The organism is Marivita sp. GX14005, assembly GCF_023370775.1.
In the GTDB taxonomy this organism is placed as follows: domain Bacteria; phylum Pseudomonadota; class Alphaproteobacteria; order Rhodobacterales; family Rhodobacteraceae; genus Marivita.
This window is the reverse complement of sequence record NZ_JAMCCQ010000004.1, coordinates 12,657-36,451: the sequence shown is the minus strand read 5'-3', so window position 1 is coordinate 36,451 and position 23,795 is coordinate 12,657. Positions and strand designations below refer to the sequence as shown.

Sequence of the window (23,795 nt, the reverse complement as noted above, 5' to 3'; positions counted from 1 at the left end):
TCTTCAACTTCGCAACAATGTTTCTCGCAGGGCAGGGGGTGGCATCTCTGGCGGTGCGTAGGCGCCCGCTTTCGATGTCGAGAGGCCTGCGGCGCAAAGCGCTTCGGCCATCGTCACCGCGCAGGAGACGCCGTCGATAATCGGCAAGCCGAAACGTCCCGAAAGTCGGCGGTTGAGATCGGCCATGCCGGCGCAGCCCAACACGATCGCATCCGCCCCGTCGTCGGCGATGGCCGCGGCGATCTCGGTGGCAATGCGTTGCTCCGTAGCGCCCGGGTCGCATTCGAGTTGCAGCACCGGCACATCTGCTGCCCGCACGCCGGCGCAGCGACGCGAAAGCCCATAGCGATCGAGATTGTCCTTCAGGCCCGGGATCGCGCGGGCGAGTGTCGTAACCACCGAAAAGCGTGAGGAAACGAGTGAAGCCGCGTGAAACGCTGCTTCGCCGATGCCGATGACCGGCCCCTCCATTATACAGCGAAGCGCATCGACCCCGGTATCGTCGAAACAGGCTACGACCGTCGCATCGACATCGCGATGACTTTCGGCAATTTCGAGCAGGCCGTGATGGCTGCGCGCGATATCGAGAAAGCCCTGAATGCTCTCGGGTCCAGTTTTCGGCTGCGTAGCGACGATCTCGGTGCCGGAGCGCGCGACAGCACGCGCAGCAAGTGCGATCTTGGCGGTCATCGAGCGGGTCGTGTTCGGGTTGATGACGAGAAGCCTCATGCCGGCTGACTCCGTTTGGATGGCTCTCTTGTCCGCTCAGGGGCGGGACGGATCGGGTAGGTGGGCGGAAAGATGCGTTTCAGCGGAGGATGGCCGAAGGTGCGGTCGGGATATTGTGCGACCATGCCATCGAACCGCTGTTGCGCGCCTTGGCGCAGCGTATCGTGATCGACGCCGGGAATGCGCCCGTTCTCCATCACGATCCGCCCGTCCACGATCACTGCGCGCACATCGCGTCCGGAGCCGTTGAGACAAACGGTCTGGATCGGATCGATGATCTGTCCGATGGCCGGATCGTCGAGCGCGATCACTGTGATATCGGCCGCTGCACCGGGGGCGAGCCGCCCCAGATCGTCGCGCCCCAGCGCCTGCGCGCCGCCCAGCGTGGCGGCATCGTAAAGATCGCCCGCGCTGACCGCCCCGGCATCGCGTTCGGCCAGCCGCGCGGTCATCAGCCCGATCTGCATGTTCAGGATCATGTCGGGCGGATGCGTGTCGGTTCCCATACCGATGGTCAGCCCCGCATCGCGGTAGCGCGCGAATGATTGCAACATCGTGCCGCCGCGCGCCATCACCAACGGGCAATGCGCCAGCGCCGCTCCGCTATCGGCCAGAATGGCAAGGTCGGGCGAATCGTATTCGATGCCGTTCACACCCGACAGATAGGTCAGATGCGGCAGGATCGCGCGCGGCGACAGAAATCCAAGACGTTCCAGCCATTGCGGCGGGCTTGCGCCGTGCATCTCTACGACGCTGTTGTATTCGAAGGCGGATTGGCAGCAATGCAGCCGCACCGGCACATCCAGATCACGCACCACCTCTGCGGTCCGGGTTAAAAGCGTTTCAGTGCAGGTCTCGATCCGGTCGGGCGCGAGCATGGTGCGGATCAGCCCGCCCGCGCGCCCCTCGAATGTTTCGCAGAAGCGCCGCGCCTCGGCCAGTCCGTCCAGACCGCGCGCCTCGTCGAAATGAAAGGCGATCTGGCCCAATGCGTTCACATAAGTATTGCCGCTGCGATAGGCCGGGCCGAGATAGACGCGCAGACCCAGTTCCTCGGCCGCCTCCGCAGCGCCGGCAAACTCGTGCCATGTCTCCCCCCATTCGCGGTAGAAGAGCGAGGCGATGGGCAGCGCGGTAGTGATCCCGTTGCGGATCAGCCGCGTGAACGCGTAGCGTTTTTGCCAGACCAAATCCTGCGGCGAGTACATCTCGCGCGGGCCAGCCTGCATATAGCTCTCGGGCCACACGCGGCCCTTTTTCCAGGCCGGCTGGTTGTCGAAGCCCAGAACCGTCGTGTCGAGATCGGCCAGCGCGTCAAGATCGACGAAACCGGGACCGATGAGCGCCGCGCCGCAATCGATGCGGCGGGCAATCTCGCCATCGAAGCCGTGCCCGACAAAGACGATCCTGCCATTCTCGAACACCACTTCACCGCCGGGCAGCAGAACATGCCGTCCGTTCTCGTGTCCCACCACCCAATCGGCGGTCATAAGGACGCGGCCCTTCTCACGCTTGGTCATCACGGCGCCTCCTTTAGCGATTGGCCATTCCGCGCGACGATGCGCCCGGCCTTCAGCACGGCCTTGCGCGGCGGGTGCGATACGACCGCATGGGTCACGGTTTCGGCCTCGATCAACACCAGATCGGCACTGCAGCCGACGTCCAGCCCGTGCCCGTCCAGTCCCATGACAGCGGCGCCATTCGTGCTGCAACAGGCGAAAGCATGTTCGACATCGGCATCGGCGCGCAAATTGTTGCGCAGGCCAAGCAGCATGGCGCGCTCCAGCATGTCGCCGTTGCCGTAAGGCCCCCATGTATCGCGGATCCCGTCGGTTCCGGCGCAGAGCGTGACGCCCGCCGCGCGCAGATCCTCGGCCAGCGGCACGGGGCGCGACGGGGTGGCGACGGTGGCGATATCGATGCGCAACTCAGCCAGCCGGGCGATCAGATCGCGGACGCGGTCCCGGTCCGGCATGCCGAGACAGAAGGCATGGCTGATCGTCACGCGCCCCTGCATCCCCAGCGCCTGCGTGCGGTCGAGGATCATCTCCATGCTGAACGCACCAAGTTCGCCCGGCTCGTGCAGATGGATGTCGATGGGTTTGCCATAGCGCTCGGCCATGTCGAACACGGTGTCGAGCTGACCCTTTGGATCGGCATCGATGCCGCACGGGTCGAGCCCGCCGACCACATCCGCGCCCATACGCAGCGCCTCGTTCATAAGCTCCGCCGTGCCGGGGCGGCTCATCAGCCCCGATTGCGGAAAGGCGACGGTTTCTATGTCGATCAGGTCGGAAAGTGCCTCTGCGGTCTGCATCACGCCTTCAAGCCCCGCAAGCCCGACCTCAGTGTCGATATCGACATGGCTGCGGATCGCGGTGGTACCGTGACCGAGCGACAGAAGCGCTTGGCGCATCGACTGGCGATGCGGGTCGATATCCCATTCGCGGCGCAACCGCCGTTCGGTGTCGATCTTCTCGCGCAGGGACGGGCCGGCCTGGTGCTCGCGCCAGCCCATGCCCCAAAGCGTCTTGTCGAGATGCGTATGCGCATCGACAAGACCGGGCAGGGCCAGCGCGCCGCCGCACTCTTCCTCGGGCAGTCCATCAGGCGCGGACAGGTTCGGCGCAATCTGGATGATGCGTCCCTTCTGGATCAGCATATCCACTGTATCGCCGCCCATCGGGCGCAGGTTTCTCAGAACGATATCGCTTGTCATAGCAGCCTCATCCGCCTTGAGCCGCCGCCGGAAGTGCAGACGCCTTCAGTTCGAATTGTCGGTCGGACACGATGTAGTTGTCGGCATGAAGCCGCGCGACCGGCTGATAGTTTTCGGGGCGGACATAGCGGCCCTCGGCATCGAGACAGGTATCGCGCACATGCATTTGCACCACTTCGCCCAGCACGATGGCGCGGCGCGGGTAATCGATGATCTGGCTAACGCGACATTCCATCGAAGCCGGTGCCTCGGCTACGCGCGCAGGCGCGATCTTGAGCGAGGGCGCGTGGTTCAGACCGGTCAGCGCGATCTCGTCCACCTCGTCGGGGAAAGCGATGCCGCAATCGACCATTCGCTGCGCGATGGCCATGTCGCACAGGTTGACGGTGAATTCCCCGCTGCGACGGATATTGCGCATCGTTTCCTTTTCGGTCCCGTCCGGCTTGGCCTGGATGCCGAGGATGACGATCGGAGGATCCTGGGAAAAGACGTTGAAAAAGCTCATCGGCGCGGCGTTGGGCGTGCCGTCCGCGCCAAGCGTCGTAACCAGCGCGATGGGGCGCGGGGCAACAAAGCTGCACAGCAAGCGGTAGCGATCCGGCGCAGGCAGGGCTTCGAAATCGAACTGCATCACGCGGCCCCCCGGCAGGCGGTCGGCTCATCGCGGCCCACGATCCCGGCGGGCGCCGTGCCGGTCAGATCGGCGCGCCCCTCGGCCACCGCATGACAGGCGACCACGGTGCCGCCCGCGCGGGCGATCAGCTCGGGTGCGCTTTCGCGGCAGCGCGCATTGGCGAGCGGGCAGCGCGGGTTGAACGAACAGCCGGGCGGCGGGTTGATCGGGTTTGGCACCTCGCCCGTGACCGGCGCACGGTCGCGCCGGCCCATGGCGATATCCGGCACGGTGTCCATCAGCAGGCGCGTATAGGGATGTTCGGGCGCGGAAAAGATACGCTCTGCCGGGCCGGCCTCGACCAGACGGCCCAAATACATCACGCCAACATAATCGGACATGAAATCGACCACAGCAAGATCGTGGCTGATGAAGAGATAGGTCAGCCCCAGCTCGTCCTGCAGGTCGCGCATGAGGTTGAGCACCTGGCTTTGCACCGACACATCGAGCGCAGAGGTCGGCTCGTCGCATACCAGGAATTCGGGCCGAGAGGAGATCGCTCGCGCAATGGAGATGCGCTGGCGTTGCCCCCCCGAGAACTGGTGCGGGAACTTCTCGCCATCCTGCGCGGACAGGCCCACCATCTCGAGCAGGCGCCCCACCTCTTCGCGTTCTTCCGCGCGGCTGTTCGTGATGCCGAAACTGCGCAGCGGTTCCGCGATGATATCGCGTACGCGCCAGCGCGGGTTGAGGCTGGCGTAAGGGTCCTGGAAGATCATCTGGATGCGCTTGCGGAACGTGCCACGCTCGGCAGCGGGAAGCGCTGTCAGATCGGTGCCGTCGAAGCGGACTTCGCCGGCGGTGGCGACGTGTAGACCCACCACCAGCTTGGCGACGGTGGATTTGCCGCAGCCCGATTCACCGACGAGGCTGAAGGTCTTGCCACGCGGTATTTCGATATCGAGCCCATCGACGGCACGCAGATGTTGCATGCCCTTGCGTTCGATCAGCCGGTTGAGGAAAGGCGCGGACAGATCGAATGTCTTGGACAATCCGCGCACCGAAACGAGCGGTTCGGGTTGGCTTGCGTCGGTCATGGTCATGCCGGTTCTCCCTGATAGAGGTGACAGGCGACATGGCCGCCCTCGACCGGCAAGGATGCCGGTTTGCTCCTGCTGCATTCGGCAAAGGCGCGCGGACAGCGGGGGTGAAAGGCGCAGCCGTCCGGTAGGGCGGTGAGCCGCGGCATAGCGCCGTCGATCTGGGTCAGACGCTCAGCGCCCGAGCCGACGCGTGGAATGGATTGCATCAGGCCGGTCGTGTAGGGATGATGCGGATCTCGCACGACCTTTTCGACCGGCCCGATCTCGACCACGCGGCCGGAATACATCACCGCCACACGGTCGGCGGTTTCCGCGATCACGCCCATGTCATGCGTCACCAGGATCACCGCCGCGCCGTGATCGCGGCACATCCGTTTGAGCAGATCGAGGATCTGCGCCTGGATCGACACGTCAAGCGCCGTTGTCGGCTCGTCGGCGATGACCAGCGACGGCTCGGCGCAAAGCGCCAGCGCGATCACCACGCGCTGCCGCATCCCGCCGGAGAACTGGTGTGGATACTGGTCGATCCGCGCCTCGGGTGCCGGGATCCCGACCTCTTCGAGAAACGAGATCGCCCGCTTGCGCGCCGCCTCCCGGCTGAGCGGCATATGTGTGCGGATCGTTTGAACAAGTTGTTGCCCGACCGTCATCAGCGGATTGAGGCTGGTCAATGGATCCTGGAAGATCGCGCCGATCTTGCGCCCGCGCAGGCGGCGCATTTCTTCGGCGCCCAGCGTGTCGATACGCTGGCCCTCGAAATGGATCTCACCGCGATCAATACGTCCGGGTCGTTCCAGAAGCCCGGTGATCGCGGTACCGGTCAGGGATTTTCCGGCTCCGGATTCGCCCACCATTCCGAGGATTTCGCCGGGCGCAAGATCGAAGGTGATCCCGTCCACCGCGCGCAGAGGTCCATGCCGCGTGTCGAAGCAGATGGACAGGTCGCGCACGCTCAGCAGCGGGGCAGGGGGGGAGGATGTAGAAAAGGTCATCTTCATTCCTTTCAGCGCAGCTTGGGGTTCAGCGCGTCGCGCAGCCAGTCGCCCAGCAGGTTCACCGCCAGCACCAGCGCCACCAGAGTCAGCGAGGGGAAGATCACCACCCACCAGACGCCCGAGAAGAGGTATTCGTTGCCGACGCGGATCAGCGTGCCGAGCGAGGGGTTGGTGGGCGGCATGCCGACCCCGAGGAAAGACAGCGTCGCCTCGATCAGGATCGCCATCGCGAGGTTGATCGTGGCGATCACGAGAACCGGGCCCATCACGTTGGGCAGGATGTGGCGGAACAGGATCGCGAAGGGACGCCGCCCGACGAGCTGCGCGGCATAGACGTATTCGCGCCCGCGCTCGACCATGGTCGAGCTGCGCACGGTCCGCGCATATTGCACCCAGGTGGTCACGGTGATGGCAAAAACCAGCACAATCAGCGCCGCGCTGTCATGCATTTCGCGAGGCAGGGCGCCGCGCACGATCCCGCTGACCAGTAGCGCCACCAGAATGGTTGGAAAGCTCAGCATGACATCGGCGATGCGCATGAAGAACGCATCCACCTTGCCGCCGAAATAGCCCGAGACCAGGCCGATCACGATACCGATCGCCATCGCGAAAGCGACGCTGATGAACCCCACCGCGAGCGAGATGCGCGAGCCGTAGAGGATGGCCGACAGCACGTCGCGCCCTTGATTGTCAGTGCCGAGCAGAAAGCGCGGATCGCCGCCCTCGGCCCAGACGGGTGGCAATTCGCTGTCCCACAGACTGAGCGTTGAGACATCGAATGGATCGTGCGGTGCGATCCACGGCGCCAGCAGGGCCGCCAGAACGATCGCCAGTGTAACCAGCGCCGCGGCGAGCGTGACATAGGACGTGCGGAACTTGTAGAACAGATCGCTGCGCAGGACTGCGGCGAGGCGGGATTGGGGATAGACTTCGAGCGTCATTATGATGCCTCCGTCATGCCCGCACCGACAGGCGCGGGTCGATTGCGAAATAGAGAAGATCGACGATCATGTTGATCGCCACAAAAACCAGCGCGACCAGAACCAGGTAGGCGGACATCACCGGGATGTCTCCGAAGCTCACGGCCTGGATGAAGAGCAGCCCCATTCCAGGCCACTGGAAGACCGTTTCGGTGATGATGGCAAAGGCGATCATCGCACCGAGTTGCAGTCCGACGATTGTCACGACCGGCATCAGCGTATTGCCAAGCGCGTGGCCGAAATTCACTGCCCGATTGGTCAATCCGCGTGCACGCGCGAAGCGCACGAAATCGGAGCGCAGAACCTCCATCATCTCGGCACGGACCAGCCGCATGATGAGAGTGACCTGAAAAAGCCCCAGCATGACCGCCGGCAGGATCAGCGATTTCAACCCGCTGGCGGTCAGTAGGCCCGTGCTCCACCAGCCGATCTGCACCGTATCGCCGCGCCCGAAAGAAGGCAGCCAGTTCAGCCAGACGGAAAAGACGAGGATGAGCAGGATGCCGGTCACGAAGGTCGGCACCGATATGCCGATGAGCGAGACGACATTGAGCAAGTTGCTCAGCACCCCCTTGGGGTAAAGCGCCGCGTAAATTCCCATAGGGACGCCCAGCAGCAGCGCGAAGATGGCAGCTGCGGCGACAAGCTCCAGCGTCGCGGGGAGCCGTTCGGCAATCATCGCGGCGACGGGGCGCTTGTTGCGATAGGAAATTCCGAATTCGCCCTGAACTGCGCCGGAGACGAAGCGTGCGAATTGCACCGGGACGGATTCATTGAGACCGAGTCGGTCGCGCAAAAGCTGGCGATCTTCGGCAGAGGCGTTTTCGGGAAGCATGCTGTTCACCGGATCGCCGATGAAGCGAAACATCGAAAAGGCGATCAGGGCAACGGCGAGCATCACGATGACGGATTGTATCAACCGTCTCAGAACGAAGGCGATCATGGGTCTATCCTTGGCTTGTCAGCGTCTGGACCGGGTTGTCCGGGCCCGCGCCGGGAGGGGGCGCAGGCCCGGCTGGCCGAGCGGGAGGCTTACTCGACCGTCGCGTACCAGAGCCGCGGTTTGTTATCGGCGGTGATCGGGATGTCCACGCCATCGCGAACCGCCCAAGCCAAGGGCTGTTGATGCAGGGGGATCATCGCCACATCGTCGCGCGCGATCTTCAGCGCCTCGGTCATCATGGCAAGACGCGCCTCCTTATCGAGTTCGGTTGCCACCTTGCTTGTCAACTCGTCGATCTTCGGGTTCGAATAGCCGCCCGGGTTCCAGGCGCCCATGCGCTCACCGGGCGTATGGAGCAGCGCAGAGAGCACGCTGTAGCTGTCGAGCATCGGTAGTGTCGCCCAGCCGACCATGAAGATATCGGAGCCGCCCGCCAGCGCCTTTTCGAAATGCTTGGATTTAGTCTGCGCCGTCAGGTTCGCATCCACACCGATCCGCGCCCACATGGAGGTGATCGCCTGACAGATTTCTTCGTCATTGACGTAGCGATCGTTCGGACAATCCAGACCGACCTCGAAACCGTCCGGATAACCTGCTTCAGTCAGCAATGCGCGGGCCTTCTCCAAATCTGGCGCGGGGCGACTGTCGAGGTCGGGATCATGGCCCGGAACGGGCGGGGCAACCAGAAGCCCGGCATTGCGGGACCGCTCGCGCATGATCTTCTTGCGGATCAGATCCATGTCGATGGCCATGTTGAGTGCCTGCCGCACACGCTTATCGGCAAGCGGATTGGCGTCCGTCACGTTGGAATCATGCAGCTTGTCGCCATGGTTCAGGCCCAGCATGATGGTGCGCAGCGCGGGCGCAACGATCACCGATGCACCATCGGAGCGGTTGATGCGGTCGATATCCTGCAAAGGGGCAGGGGTGATGAAATCCAGCTCGCCCGAAAGCAGCGCTGCGATGCGGGTTGCGTCCGAGCCGATGGGGCTGAATTCGATCCGGGTCAGGTTGTGCTGCGGCTCGTCCCACCAGTTGTCATTGACGGTGAGCACGGTGCGCGCGTCGTATACAATCTTCGTATACGTTCAATCTTTTTTTTGTGTGAAAATTCGTATACGACAGCAAGGCGCCAATTTCGTGCGCTCGATCCCCATGCCGGCCATAGCCCACGGAGGGCGCGATCTTGATGTCCCTACCCCGGAGCAAAGCGGCCAATGTCACCGACCCGCAGGCCGGACGTGTCGATAGCGATACGATCTACCGGCGCATTTTCGACGCCATTGTCGATCACAAGCTTACCCCCGGAACACATCTGAAAGAGGACGAGCTTTGCGACCTTTTCGGTGTCGGACGCACTCGGGTGCGCTCAGCGCTATCGAGACTGGCGGCCGATCACGTCATTGTGCAGCAAGCCAATCGCGGAGCTTTCGTCGCGCGCCCGACGATCGAAGAGGCCCGCGAGGTGTTTCGCGCCCGCCGCGTGACCGAATGTCATTTGGTGCATCGCGCCGCCGAACGGCCGGATGAGGCGATGCGCAAGGCGCTGAGCGATCACCTTTGCGGTGAGGATGCCGCCCGCGAGGCCGGAGATACGGCGCGCGTGATCCGCCGCTGCGGCCGCTATCACCAGGTCCTTGCCGAGCAGGCGGATAGCCCGATCATGGCGCAGTTCGTGCGCGAATTGATCGCGCGTTCCTCGCTCATCATCGCGATTTACGAGGCCGCCGCGCCGCGCGAATGCGAAGCCGACGAGCACCGCCGGTTGACCGATCTGGTGCTCTCCGGCCGTGGCGAAGAAGCGGCCGCCTTGATGAAGACGCATCTGCTCGGCATCGAAAGCCGTCTCGATCTTGACCCGGGCACTGGCCCGGCGAGCGATCTTGGCCAAAGTCTTGGGTTCGGGCGGTAGGACGGGCAGCGGCGTTCGCCGGGCAGGGCGGGTGTGTCACTCCATCCACGCAAGCAGGAATTCGGAGAGGCCGGGAAAGACCGCGATGATGGTGAGGCCGACGAGGCTTGCGGCAAGGAACGGCATGACGCTGCGCGCAATACGTTCGATGGGGAGGCGGGTGACATTCGCCGCGACGTAGAGATTGATCCCGACCGGCGGCGTGATCAGGCCGATGGCCAGGTTGACCATGACCAGAACGCCGAACCAGACCGGATTCCACCCCAGTTCGCGGACAACCGGCAGGATGATCGGCAGGGTGATGAACATGACGGTGACTGCGTCCATGAACATCCCGGCGATGAGCAGAATGAGCATGATCACGGCGAGGATGACGAATTCGTTCCCGCTCAGCCCGAGCAGCGCGGTCGAGTAGTTTGCGACGAGATCCTCGACCGTGACCACCCAGCCGAAGAGGCTGGCATAGGCCACCACGAGCATGACCACCGCCGAGGATGCGGCGGCATCGCCAAGCGCGTCGTATAGGCCGCTCAATGTCAGCGTCCGGTAGGCAAAGGCGCCCACGACAAGCGCATACACGGTTGCCACGAGCGCGGCTTCGGTCGGGGTGAAGATGCCGGAGTAGATGCCGCCCAGGATCACAACGGGCGTCATCAGCCCCCAGAAACTGTCGCGGAAGGACTGCCAGAGGCGCGTTCCGTAGCTGTTTCCGGGCTGAACAATCGGGCTCAAAGCGTCGAGGCTTGGGCTATGCGCCGGCAGGGCGGCCGTTCGCGCGGCGAAGGGCAGCACCGCGATCATCGCCGCGCCCATCACCAGCCCCGGCAAGATTGCGGCGATGAAAAGCTGGGAAATCGACGTTTCCGCAATCACGCCATAGATCACCAGCCCGATCGATGGCGGGATGACGATGGACAGCGCGGCGCCGGTGCAGACAAGCCCCGCCGCGTAGCCACGTGGATAGCCATCCTGTTCCATGCCCTTGATGATCATCGGACCGATTGCCGCGACCGAGGCCGGTCCGGACCCGCTGACCGCGCCCCAGAACAGGCACACGACCGTGCCGACCGCGCCCATACCGCCCGGCAGGTTTCCGACCAGCACGCGAAAGAAACGGATCATCCGCTCGGCAATGCCAAGGCGGCCCATCAGCGTTCCGGCCAGGATGAAAAAGGGGATCGCCAGAAGGGAGAACTTGGTGATGCCGGCAGCGATCAGATCACCGGCGAGATCGAAGCCGAAGCCGATCAGCCACATCGCATAGATCGCCGAAAGACCCAGCGAGAAGGCGACGGGAACGCGCAGCGCCATGAGCAAAAAGAACGCGATCACCATTTGCGTGCCGGCGGGAATGTCGGGAAGAAGCTCAGACATCCGGGACCGCGTCGCGCTCCCGGCCTTTCAGAACCTCGGCGGCGTGCTGGACATAGCGCAGAATGATGAGGGCGAACCCGAAGGGAACGGCCGCCTGATAATACCATGCCGGAACACCGAGCGCGTAGGATCGCATGCCGTTCGAGTATAGGTTGGCCAGGGACGCCCATGAAAACCATGCCGAAATGGCCAGCAACCCGACCGATAGCGCCGCGGACAGGAGGAAGACGGGGCGCCACAGGATGCGCGGCAAGCTGTCATGCACGAGCGTAACCGCCAGATGTTCCCCCCGCCTTGCCGCCACTGCAGCACCGAAAACCGTCAGGATGAGAAAGCCGTTGGTCAGCAATTCCTCGGTCGCGGCCAGCGACATGTTCGTTGCGTAGCGCACGAAGACATTGGCGAAGCCAAGCGCCGTCATGGCAAGAAACAGCGCCGCGCAGATGATCTTTTCCGCATCGAGCAAGACAAGACGCATGGTCAGGGCCCTTCGGGAATGAAGCGATAGGGGCAAGCCCGTGCACCGGGCTTGCCTTCCAGCACACCGTTACTGGCTATCGGCAATCGTGGTCTGGAATGTCTCGACGATATCGGTTCCGACTTTCTGCGCCCATTCGTCGAAGGCGGGCTGTGTGGCTGCCCGGAACGCGTCCAGCTCCTCGGCTGTCGGCTCGTAGACCTCCATGCCTTTTTCCTGCAGGAAGGCGATCCCGTTTTCCGTGCCCTCGCGTGTGATCTGCCGCTGATAGGCCATCGCTTCGTCTGCGGCCTCCTGCATGGCGGCTTGTGTGTCGGCGTCCATCTCGTCCCATTTCGACTGCGCGACGCCGAGGAAGATCGGATCGTAGGAATAGTGCCATGTCGTGAGGTATTTCTGCACCTCGTAGACCTGCTGCGGAATGATCACCGCGCCGATCGGATTTTCCTGACCGTCGACGACGCCTTGTTGCAGCGCGGTCATTGTCTCGACCCATTGCATCTGCTGCGGGTTCGCGCCCAGGGCGTTCATCACGTCGATATACATCGGCCCGGCAACGCGCATGTTGAGGCCTTTCATATCCTCCGGCGTCTTGATCGGGCGCACGTTGTTCGTCACCTCGCGAAACCCGTTTTCGCCCCAGGCCAGAACCTTGATGCCTTTTTCGGCCAGGATCTCCGACAGCGTCTCGCCCGGCGCGCCTTGGGTCGTGGCGTCGACCTGATCGTAATTCGCGTACAGATACGGCAGCGAGAAGACCGCCATTTCAGGAACGAGCGGCGTGACGTTGATGGCCGAGGTCAGCACCAGATCGAGCGCGCCGCGCCCGACCATTTCAGCCTGTTTCATCTGGTCGCCGCCCGAAAGCTGTGCGTTGGGGAACACGCGCACGTCAAAGGCGCCATCGGTCTTCTCGCTCAACAATTCGCCGAACTTTTCGGCACCCTGATGCCATGTCGTCGCATCGCCGGTATTGTGCGACAGGCGAAGCGTTTCCGCACCTGCCGGAACGGCCAGAGTGGCGCCCGCAAAAAGAGCGACGGCCGCTGCGCGACCGAAATTGATGAAACTCATGGTGATTCTCCTTCATTGACCGGCCCGCGCCGGTCATTACCCCAGATGACTTTCCCATCATGGACCGATTGACTTTCCTCTGACAAGATCATGGAACAAGAATTGGCGCGCAGCGGCTCCAGTGAAACGAGATCAACCGAAAGGACAGCAATATGAGCAAGGCACAGATCGTCGGCTGGGCGCATAGCGCGTTCGGCAAGTCGGATCATCCCGATACCGAGAACCTGATGCGGGCCACCGTTCCGGATGCGCTCGAGCATGCCGGGATCGACGCGGAGGATGTGGATGGCATCTTCGTCGGCGTCTTCAACAACGGGTTTTCGAAACAGGACTTTCAGGGCGCGCTCGTCGCGATGGGCGACGAACGCTTCGCACATACGCCCGCCACGCGCTACGAGAATGCCTGCGCGACAGGATCGGCGGCATTGCACGGCGCGATGGATTTCATCGAATCCGGTCGCGGCCGGATCGCGCTGGTCGTCGGGGCCGAAAAAATGACGGCCACCCCGACCGCCGAGGTCGGAGACATTCTGCTCAGCGCATCCTATCGCAAGGAAGAGGCCGATATCGAGGGCGGCTTCGCCGGCCTCTTCGGGCAGATCGCCGCGGGATATTTCCAGCGCTACGGCGACAAGTCCGAAGAGCTTGCGATGATCGCCGCCAAGAACCACCGCAACGGCATGGACAATCCGCTTGCGCATATGCGCAAGGATTTCGGCACCGATTTCTGCAATCGCGTCAGCGACAAGAACCCCTATGTCGCCGGCCCGCTCCGGCGCACGGATTGTTCGCTGATTTCCGACGGGGCGGCGGCGCTCGTTCTGGCCGACGAGGACACCGCGGCGCAGATGAAGCGTGCCATCGGGTTCCGCGCGCGGGCGCATGTCAACGACATCATGGCACTGTCGCATCGCGATGCCCTGCAGTTCCGAGGCGCGGCGATGGCGTGGAAGGCCGCGCTTGGCGATGCCGGGATCACGCTGGACGATCTGTCCTTCGTGGAGAGCCACGATTGTTTCACCATCGCCGAGCTTCTGGAATACGAGGCGATGGGCCTTGCGGAACCGGGGCAGGGGGGCCGCGTGATCCGCGAAGGAATCACGGCCAAAGACGGGCGCTTGCCGGTGAACCCCTCGGGCGGGCTGAAATCCAAGGGCCATCCCATCGGCGCGACCGGCGTGTCGATGCATGTGATGGCCGCGATGCAGCTCGAAGGCGAGGCCGGCGATATGCAGATCCCCGGCGCCGAGATGGCGGGCGTGTTCAACATGGGCGGCGCCTCGGTCGCCAACTACGTTTCGATCATGGAAAAGGTGCGCTGATGGCGGCCAGCGGCGGCATGGTCCCGGCATCGACGCGCGTGATGAACCTGTCGCATTTCCTGACCGAAACGGCCCGGCGTCACAGCGCCGAGGCTGGGTTCGTCTGGGGCGCGCAAAGCTGGACATGGGCCGAAATGGAAGCCCGCGCCGCGGCCTTCGCCCGCGCGCTTCAAACCGAGTTCGGGGTGTCGAAGGGTGACCGGATTTTGGTGCAGTCGGAAAACTGCAACCAGATGTTCGAGGCGATGTTCGCCTGCTGGCGGCTCGGCGCGGTCTGGGTTCCCGCCAATTTCCGGCAATCGCCGCAAGACATCGCCTGGCTGGCCGCATCGTCCGGCGCGCGCGGATTGATCTGCGGTGCGCGGTTCGAGGAGCACGCGGCGGCCTGTGCGCCATCGGTGGAGTTCACCATCTCCATCGGCAGTGCGGATTTCGCGGAGGATTACGAGACCATACTGGCGCGCCATACCGGGCAAAGCTGCTCGACAGAGCCGGTGGACCGTGACGATCCCGCGTGGTTCTTCTTTACCTCCGGGACGACGGGGCGGCCCAAGGCGGCGGTTCTCACGCATGGGCAGATGGCCTTTGTGGTGACGAACCACCTTTGCGATCTGATGCCGGCCACCGGCCCGAAGGACGCATCGCTGGTGGTTGCGCCCCTGTCGCATGGCGCGGGCGTTCACCAGTTGGCGCAGGTGGCGCATGGGGTGAAAACCATTCTTCCGGCGCAGGACAAGTTCGATCCGGCGGAGATCTGGCATCTGGTCGAGAAATGGCGCGTCACCAATATGTTCACCGTGCCGACCATCGTGAAGCTGCTGGTGGAGCACGAAAGCCTTGGCCGGTTCGATCATTCCAGCCTGCGATACGTCATCTATGCCGGCGCCCCGATGTATCGCGCCGATCAGGTGCGCGCGCTCAAAGCGCTCGGGCCGGTTCTGGTGCAGTATTTCGGCCTTGGCGAAGTGACCGGTAACATCACCGTCTTGCCACCCGCGCAGCATCATATCGAGGATGGCGCTATGCGCGTGGGCACCTGCGGTTTCGCCCGCACCGGGATGCAGGTTCAAATCCAGACCCCGAGCGGAGAGGAATGCGCGCCCTTCGAAACCGGGGAGATCGCGGTGATCGGGCCGGCGGTGTTTGCCGGCTATCACGACAACCCCAAGGCCAATGCCGAAAGTTTTCGCAACGGCTGGTTCCTGACCGGCGATCTTGGCCATATGGATGAAGAGGGGTTCGTCTACCTGACGGGGCGGGCCTCCGATATGTATATCTCGGGCGGCTCCAACATCTATCCGCGCGAGATCGAGGAGAAGCTGCTGATGCACCCCGCGCTGTCCGAAGCGGCTGTTCTGGGGGTGCCGGATCCGGTCTGGGGCGAAGTCGGCATTGCCGTTTGCGTTGCCAAAGACGGCAAACAGCCCGAGCCGCAGGAGGTTCTCGACTGGCTGGCCGATCGGATCGCGCGCTACAAATTGCCCCGCCGCATGGTCTTCTGGGACGAGATGCCGAAATCGGCTTATGGCAAGATCACCAAAAAGACGATCCGCGACGAGCTGCTTGCACGCAAGGAGATCGAGGGCGAACTTGCGCCCTCATGACGCCGATCGTTCATCCCGGCCCGGCTCATTCCGCGCGCCATGTGGCTCTGCCCTGTCATGCGCGGCGTGTGTCGATCACATTGCGCGAAGGGTTGCGTTTCGGCGAGGCGGTGGCGCAGGGTTTTGCGGAGCAGGGGGCAAAGGCCGGCTACCTGCGGCTGTGCAATATCCCGATGAAGCGGCTCTGCTTCGTCATGCCGGCCCCTGCACCGGGCGATGGCCATGTCGCATGGTATAGCGACACGCATGAGGCACCCGGCGCGGCGGTGATCGAAACAGGCGGCACACATCTGGGATTGCGCGACGGCGCGCCCTTCACGCATACCCATGGGCTTTGGCACGGACCGGACGGCACCCGCCACGCAGGCCATCTGTTGCCCGACAGCAGCGTAATCGCGGGTGATACGCAGGTGGAAGGCTGGGCGCTGACAGGCGCGCATCTGGTTGCCCGGCCCGATCCGGAAACGCAATTCACCCTTTTTACGCCTGAACCGACGGAAGCCCCGGATACGCCGCCGAACGCGCTGCTTTGCATGCTGCGCCCGCACGAGGACATCACGCGCGCGCTCGACATGCTTGCCGATACGCATGTCTCGACGCCGGTCAAGGTCGAGGGCATCGGAAGCCTGATCGGCACGCATTTCGAGACCTCCGCCATTTCTTCCTACGCGACCGAAGTTCTGTTGACCGGAGGGCAAGCCGGAGGCAACGCAGACCCTTTGGAAGCCCTGTCGGTCGGCATTGACGGAGGCTATGGGTGGGGCGTTCTGCGCAAGGGCGAAAACCCGGTTCTGGTCACTGCCGAAGTCCTTTTGATCGGCGGAAGTTGATGGGATCGATGAGTTTGCCGGATGGCGTGATGGATGGCTGCCATCCATGGCACCGACGCAACTGCGATAAGGCGCTGCGACATTATTTCTGACTGAAACAATCAGTCTTTTCTTGCGGTGCGCGTATCGGCGGCGTAATCGGTAAGGCGAATACCGAATTATCGGTCCGCATCCCGCCGAAAAGGAGCGTTTCATGACAGTTCCCTTGCACCCCACGCATCCAACCCGTCGCGCCATCCTTGCCGGGGCAGCCGCCAGCGCAGCCGCGCTGGCTTGCCCCCTTCCGCTTCGCGCGCAGGGCGGGATCGCCGCACTTGACTTCTACGGCCCGCCGGCCGGCCCATCGATCACGCTCGCACATGCGGTCGCCACCGGGCGCTTCGACGATCTCGCGCAGGCGGCAAGCATGACCGCTTGGCGCAGCCCCGACGAATTGCGCGCGGGGCTGACCTCCGGGTCGATCCAACTTTCCATCGTGCCGGTTCAGGCGGCGGCCAACCTTTACAATCGCGGCTTTCCGATCCGGCTCGCCAACGTGATGACGGATGGGCTGCTCTATATCGCGTCAAGCGATGCCGAGATCGGGTCCATCGGCGATCTCAAGGGGCGCGGCCTGGCCGTGCCGTTCCGCGGCGATACCCCGGAGATCCTCTTCGCGCAGCTTCTGGCGCATCATGGCATCGCGGGCGATCCCGATATCACCTATGCCGCCACGCCGGTCGAGGCGATGCAGCTTTTGCTGGCCGGCCGTGTCGAGGCGGCACTCACGACAGAGCCGAGCACATCGGCCGCCGTGGCGATGGGCAGGACGGCGGGCAAGGATATTCGCCGGGTGGTTGACCTTCAGACCGCCTGGGGCGAGATGACGGGCGCCGCGCCGGTGCTGCCGCAAGCCGGGCTGGCAGTTGCGGGCGATTTCCTGACGGCGCATGACGATGCCGTTCCGGCGATCCTGTCCGCACTGGACGCGGCGAATGCCGATGTTCTGGCCGATCCCGAAGCGGCGGCGCGCCATGCCAGCGCGGCCCTGGACATGCCCGCACCGCTTCTGGCGGCGTCGATCACCCATTCCAATCTGGTTGCCCGCCCGGCCAGCGAGGCTCGGGGCGATATCGAACGGATGCTCACGGCGATGACCGGGCCGGACATGGGCGCGATCAACGGCAAGCTGCCAGATGACGGATTCTATCTGTGACTGTGAAAGGGGCGAGCCATGTCTGCCAGCCTGCCGGGACGCGCCGGGCGCATTCTTGAATTCCTCTGGTCCGGCTGGGCCGGCCTTGCGGCGCTCTTTCTGCTCGCCGCGCTTTGGCAGGCGGGGCACGAGGCCTATGGGCCTTTCATCCTGACCTCTCCGCAGGACACGCTGGCCGCTGTCGCGCGCCTCGCGGGCGATCCGGCGTCCTGGGCGCTGGCAGGGCTGACGCTGCAGCGGGCGATTACCGGCTTTGCCGTCGTCGCCGCCGCAGGCACTGCGCTCGGGCTGATCGCGGGCTATTCGCCCGCCACGCTGCGGCTCGCGCGGCCGCTCATCACGGTGCTGATGGGGGTGCCGCCGATTGCCTGGATCGTTCTGGCAATGATCTGGTTCGGCGGATCGGACGCTACGGTGCGCACGGTGATCGTGGTCTCGGCGCTGCCGGTGGTGTTCCTCGGCGCGGCGCAGGGCATCGCCACCCGCGACCGCAGTCTGGACCGGATGGCCCAAGCCTTCGGCGCCGGTCCGGTGCGGCGCTTTCTGGTGATCGGTCTACGCCAGACCACGACAACGCTCTTTCCCGCACTGGCGCTGGCGCTCGGCACCGCGTTCAAGGTGGCGGTGATGGCCGAGCTTCTGGCCAATGCGGGCGGCATCGGCGGCGCACTGGCGAATGCACGGATCAATCTCGATATCGCCACGGCGCTGGCTTGGGTTGTGATCGCGGTCGGGCTGCTGATCGCGGTGGAATACGCGTTGGTGCACCCCGTCAAGGCAGAGATCGACCGCTGGCGCCGGGCGGCGCAGCCCTGGGGGGTGAAGCGATGAGCATCCTTGCGCTGAAGGCCATCGAGCACGCCTATCTCGGCCGCTCCGTGCTGTCGGGGATCGACCTGCGCATCGATGCGGGTGAGATCGTCGCACTCGTCGGACCTTCGGGATGCGGGAAATCGACGCTGGCGCATGTCGCTGCCGGCTTGATCGCGCCCAAATCGGGGCGACTTTCGCGCGGGTACGAGCGCCACGCGATGATCTTTCAGGACCCGTCGCTGATGCCCTGGGCCACGGCGTCGCAGAATATCGCCCTCGGCCTGCGTCTGGCCCGCGTCCCGCGCACGATGCGCGGCGCCCGCGTCGCCGAAGCGGCGGCGCAGGCCGAGCTTCAGCCCGGCGATCTCGATAAATACCCTGTCGAACTTTCAGGCGGGATGCGCCAGCGCGTGGCCATCGCGCGTGCGCTTGCGGTGCAGCCCGATTTCATCTTTTTCGACGAGCCTTTTACTGCGCTCGACGTGGCGCTGCGACGGCGGATGCAGGATCTGGTGATCGGCACGTGCAGCGAAGCGGGGCTCGCGGGTCTTTTCATCACCCATGACCTGCACGAGGCGGCGCGGGTTGCACACCGGGTTGCGGTGCTCGACACCTACGGGCGCGGCATCCTGGGCAGCCGTGCGCTGCCCGGTGCACCTGCCGAGCGGAGCGATAGCGCGGTGCAGGACTGGGTCCGTGCCGCGCTGGCGGGGGATCCACTCTTCCGGCATATCCACGATGTCGATGAAAGGCGCATCGCATGAGCTGTTCCAGCTGTTCGTCCCGCAGCCGCCCCTGGCCTGCCTCGCGCCTCGGAATGCTCGGTGATGAGGGCTTCCGGCTCTTCTTTCCGCTGGGCGCGGTTTATGCGGCATTTTTTCCGCTGTTCTGGGTGCTGGCGATGGGCTTCGATCTGCCCCTGACAGAGACTGTGCCGCCCGCGCTCTGGCATGCGCACGAGATGTTGATCGGCGCGTTCGGCGCGGCCTTGATCGGGTTTCTGACCACCGCCGCACCGGAATGGACGGATACCGAGCCAATGCGCGGGTGGCCGCTCTGGGCATTGGCGGCGCTCTGGGGCGCGGGGCGTGCGGTCGGCTTGCTTGGCTGGGACGGGCTGGGCGCGGTTGGCGCGCTCGCCGATCTGGTCTGGATCGCGGCGCTTCTGGTCTACCTGCTGCGGCTCTCATGGCTAAAGCACACCGATCGACTGCTCGTCTTCGCCCTGTGGCTCGCGATGCTGCTGGCCTGCACGGCGGCGGCGCGGTTCGGCTTCGTTGCGGGCGATATCGCGCTCGCGCAACATGCGCTGCACTTGGCGGGTTTCGCCTTTCTAGGATTGCTCGGCCTCGCGCTCGCGCGGATCACGGTGCCGGTGACGAATCTCGTGCTCGATCCGACGGAAAACGACTCGCCTTTCCGCCCGCATCCGGGGCGGCTCAACCTCGCGCCCGGGCTGGTGCTGGTGGCGATGGCCGGGCAGGTGTCCGGGCTTTCGCCTGCGGTGAACGGGTATCTTCTGCTCGCCGCCGGGGCCGCTTTCATGGACCGGGTGGCCGAGGCCTTCATCGGTCGCGCCGCGCTGCGGTCGGAGATCGTGATGCTGGCCGGCGCCAGCGCGCTGGCCGGAACGGGGCTGATGATGACCGGCGCCGCCGAACTCGGTGCACAATGGCCTGCGGTGACTGGGCTGCATGTCGCCTTCATGGGCGGGCTGGGCCTTGGTGTTTACGCGGTGTTCTGCATCGCGGGGCTTTTGCACACGGGCCGCGGACTTGGCCTGAGCCTGACGGTGCGAGCGGGGGCGCTCGCGCTCGGGGTGTCGGTGCTTCTGCGCATCGCGCCGGATCTGGGGATCGCGCTGCCCGGCCCGCTACACGCCGCCGCCGCGCTTCTTTGGGCCGGCGGATTCGGGGCCTGGCTGTCGGTATTCTGGCGCTATATGCTCGCCGCGCCGATGGACGCACCGCAGACAGCCCCTGCGGACGCCCCCCATGCCGACCTTCTCGCCGCTGCCGAATAGCCTCGTCCGGTGTCCACCGGTTTCCTTTACCCGATTACGATCTGCGATAAACGCAACGTCTGTGTTGCCTATGACAGAACGATCAGGGTCGCCCCAACCGAGGGTCGAAGGTTACCCGGCGCGAAAGTCGGGTGCGATAGCGACGCCGCCGTGGCGCCGCCCGCCTGTACTACTCCGCAGGTTCCAGCGATAACGCATCGGCGCCTGCATCGATCTCGGCCTGATAGGCGCGCGCCCAGTCGATCGACTCGGCAATGATATCGACCGCGGCGATCAGCACGGCTTCGTCATGTTCAGGGCTCATTGACAGGCGAAAACGCGCCTTGCCGCGCGAGACGACGGGATATTCGAGGATCGTCGTCACCAGCCCGTTGCGGAATGCCCTGGCGCAGGCCAAACGGGCGATCTTTTCCGATCCGACATGCAGCGACACGATGGGCGACGGCGCCCCATAGGCGAGGATGCCATGCTCCGCCGCCCGTCCGCGCGTGGCCGCGATGTTCGCCTCCAGCTTGGCCCGGCGGGCAGCGCCCTCGGGGCCGGCGGCGATCTCGAGCCCCGTTTGCGCGATCGAGATCTGCATCGGCGAGAGTGAGGTTGAATAGGTATACGGCCCGGCAAAGCAATAGGCCGCGAAGATCACACCCAGATTGGACGTGGTCAGGAAACCGCCATTGGTCGCAAAGGCCTTCGAAAACGCCCCGACGACGATCAGGTCGGGATCGCCAAGAATGCCTTGCAGTCCCAGCGTGCCCGTTCCGCGGGGACCGGTGCAGCCGAGATCGTGGCAGATATCGACCAGCAGCGCGGCGCGGTGATCCTTGCAAATCTGCAGCAATTCGCGGATATCCGGCGCATCGCCATCCATTGAGTAGAGCCCTTCGGTAACGACAAGGACGCCCGCATCGGGATCAGCCTTGCGCAGTGCGACCAGGCGGTTTGCGACCTCCGAATTGTCGAGATGGCGAAACTTGATGACGCTGTCGCAGGCGGCATTGGCGCCCTGCTTGAGGCTCTGATGCGCGTATTCGTCGATCAGCACATGGTCGCCGGGCCGCGCGAGGGCGGCCACACCGCTGAAGGAGGCAGCCCATCCGGTCGGAAAGAGCATCCCGAACTCATGCCCCATATGCCGTGCCATCCATGTCTCGAGCGCGCCGGATTCGGGCGAATTTCCCAGAAGCGGGCCAGTATTGACGCTATGGAGCCGGCTTGTGTCGAGCGTGCGGCGCGCGGCATTCTTGATCTTCGGGTGATCGGATAGCCCCATGTAATCAACCGTCGAGAGGTTGATGCCTGTGAATTCTCGCCCGGCCAGATCGCGGACCGTCGCCCTTGTGCCGGGATCGCCGACAACTTGCATCCGGTGGCTGAACACCCCCGCTTCGAGGCGGCGGCGCAGATAGCCCTCCAGCCCGTCGAAGCGGTTCAGGATGTGATCCGACTTGGGGTTGAAATACCGCATCTGACCTTTGGTCAGAACGCCATCGGCCGTCAGGAGCTGGCGGTCGGGAAACGTGTCGGGAAAGTCGTAGAATGAAGGGGTCATGTCGCAATGCTCCAATGGGTGTCGCTGTAGACGACCGATCGTCCCAGATCGATGCGTTCGAGCAGATCGTGAAGATCGACGGCGGCAAAAGCGCGGCGATGCGCCTTGGTGCCGATGATCAGATGCCCGGCATCCATGCGCTTGCGCAGGATGTCGGCGATGGCTTGCTTGTTCCGTGCCGCCAGCGAGAAAGTGCGCTCCCATCCCTTGATGAAGGTCTGGATTTCCGGGCTTGCGCGATCTTCGTTGCGGGTAAAGCTGCGCCGCGCGCGACGCACCGCCCCGGTGGACAGAACGCGCGTGCGGGTGAAAAACGGGGTTTGAACCCCCAAAGCGTCGATCGCGACCGGGTCGGTCACATCGAGCCCCGTTCCGGCCAGCGTCAGCACCCGGTCGAACAGGCAATGTTCAAGGTCGATGCAGGTCAGAACGCCCGTTTCGGAGCAAAGCAAGGTGTTGCGAGGGCGCCAGTCGGCATTGCTGACGATATAGGCCGCCGCCGCCTGCGCGCCGACTTCCTCAGCGATGGAGAGATCGTAATCGCCCTCCTTCCACGGCGCGCCCTCCGCGGGCGAGGTGAAGAGCAGCGGTTCTTCGGTGTCGGTGATGAAGGCGCGCGGCACGGTGATTCCGATCAGCGCCATCAACTCATGCGCCGTGAGTTCAGCATGGATGCTGGCTCCGTCAAGAAACCGCTTGGCATACCACATCTGCGCGTTGCCGCCTGCATCGACGCCATGCACCCGCGAGACGATGTTGTAGAGCCCCAGATCATCTTCCGCCAGCGGCTCGATCCGGGAAATGGTGAACCGCCCCAGCGGCGTCTTTATCTTCTGGCCGGGTCGCAGCAGCGTCTGCCCGGTCTGCGAAACCCAAAGCAGATCGCTAAGCGCTCCAACCGTTTCGGCGCGCGGGGCGGAGCCGATGTGGACCGGGCGCATCGCCAGCGACAACGGACCGTCATAATCGTTGCGCGCATCATCGCCGAAGAAAAGGCAATCGCCGGGCGCAACATCGAGCGCCGTGCAAACGCCGAGATATGCCGCGCGTTCCGGCTTGCGGTGGCCGGTATCGCTGGAGAAGTGAACAACGTCGAAATACTGCTCCAGCCCCAGATCGGCGAACGGCCTGCGGAAGATCTGTGCGACATTCGACAGCACCGCCAGCTTCATACCGCGCCGGCGCAGGAACGCCAGAAGCGGACGCACGCCGGGATAAAGCCGGGCTTTTGCCAGATGCGCATCAAGCATCTCCCGCGTATGGGTCAGCTGTTCCTGCGTTGCCGGTCGGCCCAGCAGAAGTTCGAGAAAGCCCGCGATGGCGGCGTTCTCGTCGGGATAGCTGAGCGTCAGAGATTGCCGCAGCATGTCGGGCGAGATGCGCAGGTTCAGGTAGCGCGACAGTGCGCGCAGGAGCGAGCGGGTCTCAAGCTCGATCAGAGTGCCGTAGAGATCGAAGATCGCGACGCGTCGTTCGCGCGGCGGGTCTTTGGGCCGGTATGGGGCCGGCCGCTTTGGGGTTTGCAGTTGCGCCATGTGC

22 protein-coding genes are annotated in these 23,795 nt (G+C 64.2%); 8 read left to right on the top strand and 14 right to left on the bottom strand.

Annotation, left to right across the window (positions count from 1 at the left end):
* Nucleotides 1–3: 3 nt before the first annotated feature.
* The 9 genes from M3465_RS12225 to M3465_RS12185 all read right to left on the bottom strand — a co-directional run bounded on the left by M3465_RS12225 (nt 4) and on the right by M3465_RS12185 (nt 9,158).
* Nucleotides 4–729, bottom strand: coding sequence for an aspartate/glutamate racemase family protein (locus M3465_RS12225; protein WP_249502046.1), 726 nt, complete (start codon nt 727–729; stop codon nt 4–6).
* Nucleotides 726–2,249 carry an amidohydrolase family protein gene (locus tag M3465_RS12220; protein ID WP_249502045.1) on the bottom strand — a complete coding sequence of 508 codons (1,524 nt, stop codon included), beginning with the start codon at nt 2,247–2,249 and terminating at the stop codon, nt 726–728. The genes M3465_RS12225 and M3465_RS12220 overlap by 4 nt, the downstream gene beginning before the upstream one ends.
* Complete coding sequence (locus tag M3465_RS12215; RefSeq protein WP_249502044.1) at nt 2,249–3,448, bottom strand: amidohydrolase family protein; 1,200 nt, start codon at nt 3,446–3,448, stop codon at nt 2,249–2,251. Before M3465_RS12215 ends, M3465_RS12220 begins: the two co-directional genes overlap by 1 nt.
* 7 nt (nt 3,449–3,455) lie before the next feature.
* Nucleotides 3,456–4,079 carry a flavin reductase family protein gene (locus M3465_RS12210; protein ID WP_249502043.1) on the bottom strand — a complete coding sequence of 208 codons (624 nt, stop codon included), beginning with the start codon at nt 4,077–4,079 and terminating at the stop codon, nt 3,456–3,458.
* Nucleotides 4,079–5,158, bottom strand: a complete 1,080-nt coding sequence (locus tag M3465_RS12205; RefSeq protein WP_502846119.1) for an ABC transporter ATP-binding protein — start codon at nt 5,156–5,158, stop codon at nt 4,079–4,081. The genes M3465_RS12210 and M3465_RS12205 overlap by 1 nt, the downstream gene beginning before the upstream one ends.
* A gap of 2 nt (nt 5,159–5,160) precedes the next feature.
* Nucleotides 5,161–6,156, bottom strand: a complete 996-nt coding sequence (locus M3465_RS12200) for an ABC transporter ATP-binding protein (protein ID WP_249502041.1) — start codon at nt 6,154–6,156, stop codon at nt 5,161–5,163.
* A gap of 11 nt (nt 6,157–6,167) precedes the next feature.
* Nucleotides 6,168–7,100, bottom strand: a complete 933-nt coding sequence (locus tag M3465_RS12195; protein WP_249502040.1) for an ABC transporter permease — start codon at nt 7,098–7,100, stop codon at nt 6,168–6,170.
* A gap of 13 nt (nt 7,101–7,113) precedes the next feature.
* Nucleotides 7,114–8,082: an ABC transporter permease gene (locus tag M3465_RS12190; RefSeq protein ID WP_249502039.1), complete on the bottom strand. Its 969-nt coding sequence runs from the start codon at nt 8,080–8,082 to the stop codon at nt 7,114–7,116.
* Nucleotides 8,083–8,171: 89 nt separating this feature from the next.
* Complete coding sequence (locus tag M3465_RS12185; RefSeq protein WP_349305044.1) at nt 8,172–9,158, bottom strand: ABC transporter substrate-binding protein; 987 nt, start codon at nt 9,156–9,158, stop codon at nt 8,172–8,174.
* A gap of 113 nt (nt 9,159–9,271) precedes the next feature.
* Between M3465_RS12185 and M3465_RS12180 the strand changes: the two genes are divergently transcribed.
* Nucleotides 9,272–9,994 carry a GntR family transcriptional regulator gene (locus tag M3465_RS12180; RefSeq protein WP_249502037.1) on the top strand — a complete coding sequence of 241 codons (723 nt, stop codon included), beginning with the start codon at nt 9,272–9,274 and terminating at the stop codon, nt 9,992–9,994.
* A 36-nt stretch (nt 9,995–10,030) separates the two neighbouring features.
* Here M3465_RS12180 and M3465_RS12175 read toward each other — a convergent pair whose 3' ends face one another.
* The 3 genes from M3465_RS12175 to M3465_RS12165 form a co-directional block, all read right to left on the bottom strand.
* On the bottom strand, nt 10,031–11,368 hold the full coding sequence (locus M3465_RS12175) for a TRAP transporter large permease (protein WP_249502036.1): 1,338 nt from the start codon (nt 11,366–11,368) through the stop codon (nt 10,031–10,033).
* Nucleotides 11,361–11,846 carry a TRAP transporter small permease gene (locus tag M3465_RS12170; RefSeq protein ID WP_249502035.1) on the bottom strand — a complete coding sequence of 162 codons (486 nt, stop codon included), beginning with the start codon at nt 11,844–11,846 and terminating at the stop codon, nt 11,361–11,363. Before M3465_RS12170 ends, M3465_RS12175 begins: the two co-directional genes overlap by 8 nt.
* A 69-nt stretch (nt 11,847–11,915) precedes the next feature.
* Nucleotides 11,916–12,920, bottom strand: a complete 1,005-nt coding sequence (locus M3465_RS12165; protein WP_249502034.1) for a DctP family TRAP transporter solute-binding subunit — start codon at nt 12,918–12,920, stop codon at nt 11,916–11,918.
* A gap of 152 nt (nt 12,921–13,072) precedes the next feature.
* On the opposite strand from M3465_RS12165, the gene M3465_RS12160 reads away from it, so the two are divergent.
* The 7 genes from M3465_RS12160 (at nt 13,073) to M3465_RS12130 (ending at nt 20,707) form a co-directional block, all read left to right on the top strand.
* Nucleotides 13,073–14,242 carry an acetyl-CoA acetyltransferase gene (locus M3465_RS12160; RefSeq protein WP_249502033.1) on the top strand — a complete coding sequence of 390 codons (1,170 nt, stop codon included), beginning with the start codon at nt 13,073–13,075 and terminating at the stop codon, nt 14,240–14,242.
* Nucleotides 14,242–15,846, top strand: coding sequence for an acyl-CoA synthetase (locus tag M3465_RS12155; protein WP_249502032.1), 1,605 nt, complete (start codon nt 14,242–14,244; stop codon nt 15,844–15,846). Before M3465_RS12160 ends, M3465_RS12155 begins: the two co-directional genes overlap by 1 nt.
* Complete coding sequence (locus M3465_RS12150; protein ID WP_249502031.1) at nt 15,843–16,676, top strand: PPC domain-containing DNA-binding protein; 834 nt, start codon at nt 15,843–15,845, stop codon at nt 16,674–16,676. Before M3465_RS12155 ends, M3465_RS12150 begins: the two co-directional genes overlap by 4 nt.
* A gap of 193 nt (nt 16,677–16,869) precedes the next feature.
* A complete protein-coding gene (locus M3465_RS12145) occupies nt 16,870–17,871 on the top strand; it encodes an ABC transporter substrate-binding protein (protein WP_249502030.1) in 1,002 nt (333 codons plus the stop codon).
* An 18-nt stretch (nt 17,872–17,889) separates the two neighbouring features.
* Nucleotides 17,890–18,702, top strand: coding sequence for an ABC transporter permease (locus M3465_RS12140; RefSeq protein ID WP_249502029.1), 813 nt, complete (start codon nt 17,890–17,892; stop codon nt 18,700–18,702).
* Nucleotides 18,699–19,448: an ABC transporter ATP-binding protein gene (locus M3465_RS12135; RefSeq protein WP_249502028.1), complete on the top strand. Its 750-nt coding sequence runs from the start codon at nt 18,699–18,701 to the stop codon at nt 19,446–19,448. The genes M3465_RS12140 and M3465_RS12135 overlap by 4 nt, the downstream gene beginning before the upstream one ends.
* The gene (locus tag M3465_RS12130) at nt 19,445–20,707 is read left to right on the top strand and encodes an NnrS family protein (protein ID WP_249502027.1); all 1,263 of its coding nucleotides are present in this window, start codon (nt 19,445–19,447) and stop codon (nt 20,705–20,707) included. Before M3465_RS12135 ends, M3465_RS12130 begins: the two co-directional genes overlap by 4 nt.
* Nucleotides 20,708–20,876: 169 nt before the next feature.
* Here M3465_RS12130 and M3465_RS12125 read toward each other — a convergent pair whose 3' ends face one another.
* Entirely contained in the window at nt 20,877–22,256 is a 1,380-nt protein-coding gene (locus tag M3465_RS12125) for an aminotransferase class I/II-fold pyridoxal phosphate-dependent enzyme (RefSeq protein ID WP_249502026.1), read from the bottom strand.
* The gene (locus M3465_RS12120; RefSeq protein ID WP_249502025.1) at nt 22,253–23,791 is read right to left on the bottom strand and encodes an HAD family hydrolase; all 1,539 of its coding nucleotides are present in this window, start codon (nt 23,789–23,791) and stop codon (nt 22,253–22,255) included. The genes M3465_RS12125 and M3465_RS12120 overlap by 4 nt, the downstream gene beginning before the upstream one ends.
* Nucleotides 23,792–23,795 lie beyond the last annotated feature (4 nt).

Coding starts and splice junctions, on each gene's coding strand:
- M3465_RS12225 (WP_249502046.1), bottom strand. CDS start 729: ATGAGGCTTCTCGTCATCAACCCGAACACGACCCGCTCGATGACCGCC.
- M3465_RS12220 (WP_249502045.1), bottom strand. CDS start 2,249: ATGACCAAGCGTGAGAAGGGCCGCGTCCTTATGACCGCCGATTGGGTG.
- M3465_RS12215 (WP_249502044.1), bottom strand. CDS start 3,448: ATGACAAGCGATATCGTTCTGAGAAACCTGCGCCCGATGGGCGGCGAT.
- M3465_RS12210 (WP_249502043.1), bottom strand. CDS start 4,079: ATGCAGTTCGATTTCGAAGCCCTGCCTGCGCCGGATCGCTACCGCTTG.
- M3465_RS12205 (WP_502846119.1), bottom strand. CDS start 5,158: ATGACCGACGCAAGCCAACCCGAACCGCTCGTTTCGGTGCGCGGATTG.
- M3465_RS12200 (WP_249502041.1), bottom strand. CDS start 6,156: ATGACCTTTTCTACATCCTCCCCCCCTGCCCCGCTGCTGAGCGTGCGC.
- M3465_RS12195 (WP_249502040.1), bottom strand. CDS start 7,100: ATGACGCTCGAAGTCTATCCCCAATCCCGCCTCGCCGCAGTCCTGCGC.
- M3465_RS12190 (WP_249502039.1), bottom strand. CDS start 8,082: ATGATCGCCTTCGTTCTGAGACGGTTGATACAATCCGTCATCGTGATG.
- M3465_RS12180 (WP_249502037.1), top strand. CDS start 9,272: ATGTCCCTACCCCGGAGCAAAGCGGCCAATGTCACCGACCCGCAGGCC.
- M3465_RS12175 (WP_249502036.1), bottom strand. CDS start 11,368: ATGTCTGAGCTTCTTCCCGACATTCCCGCCGGCACGCAAATGGTGATC.
- M3465_RS12170 (WP_249502035.1), bottom strand. CDS start 11,846: ATGCGTCTTGTCTTGCTCGATGCGGAAAAGATCATCTGCGCGGCGCTG.
- M3465_RS12165 (WP_249502034.1), bottom strand. CDS start 12,920: ATGAGTTTCATCAATTTCGGTCGCGCAGCGGCCGTCGCTCTTTTTGCG.
- M3465_RS12160 (WP_249502033.1), top strand. CDS start 13,073: ATGAGCAAGGCACAGATCGTCGGCTGGGCGCATAGCGCGTTCGGCAAG.
- M3465_RS12155 (WP_249502032.1), top strand. CDS start 14,242: ATGGCGGCCAGCGGCGGCATGGTCCCGGCATCGACGCGCGTGATGAAC.
- M3465_RS12150 (WP_249502031.1), top strand. CDS start 15,843: ATGACGCCGATCGTTCATCCCGGCCCGGCTCATTCCGCGCGCCATGTG.
- M3465_RS12145 (WP_249502030.1), top strand. CDS start 16,870: ATGACAGTTCCCTTGCACCCCACGCATCCAACCCGTCGCGCCATCCTT.
- M3465_RS12140 (WP_249502029.1), top strand. CDS start 17,890: ATGTCTGCCAGCCTGCCGGGACGCGCCGGGCGCATTCTTGAATTCCTC.
- M3465_RS12135 (WP_249502028.1), top strand. CDS start 18,699: ATGAGCATCCTTGCGCTGAAGGCCATCGAGCACGCCTATCTCGGCCGC.
- M3465_RS12130 (WP_249502027.1), top strand. CDS start 19,445: ATGAGCTGTTCCAGCTGTTCGTCCCGCAGCCGCCCCTGGCCTGCCTCG.
- M3465_RS12125 (WP_249502026.1), bottom strand. CDS start 22,256: ATGACCCCTTCATTCTACGACTTTCCCGACACGTTTCCCGACCGCCAG.
- M3465_RS12120 (WP_249502025.1), bottom strand. CDS start 23,791: ATGGCGCAACTGCAAACCCCAAAGCGGCCGGCCCCATACCGGCCCAAA.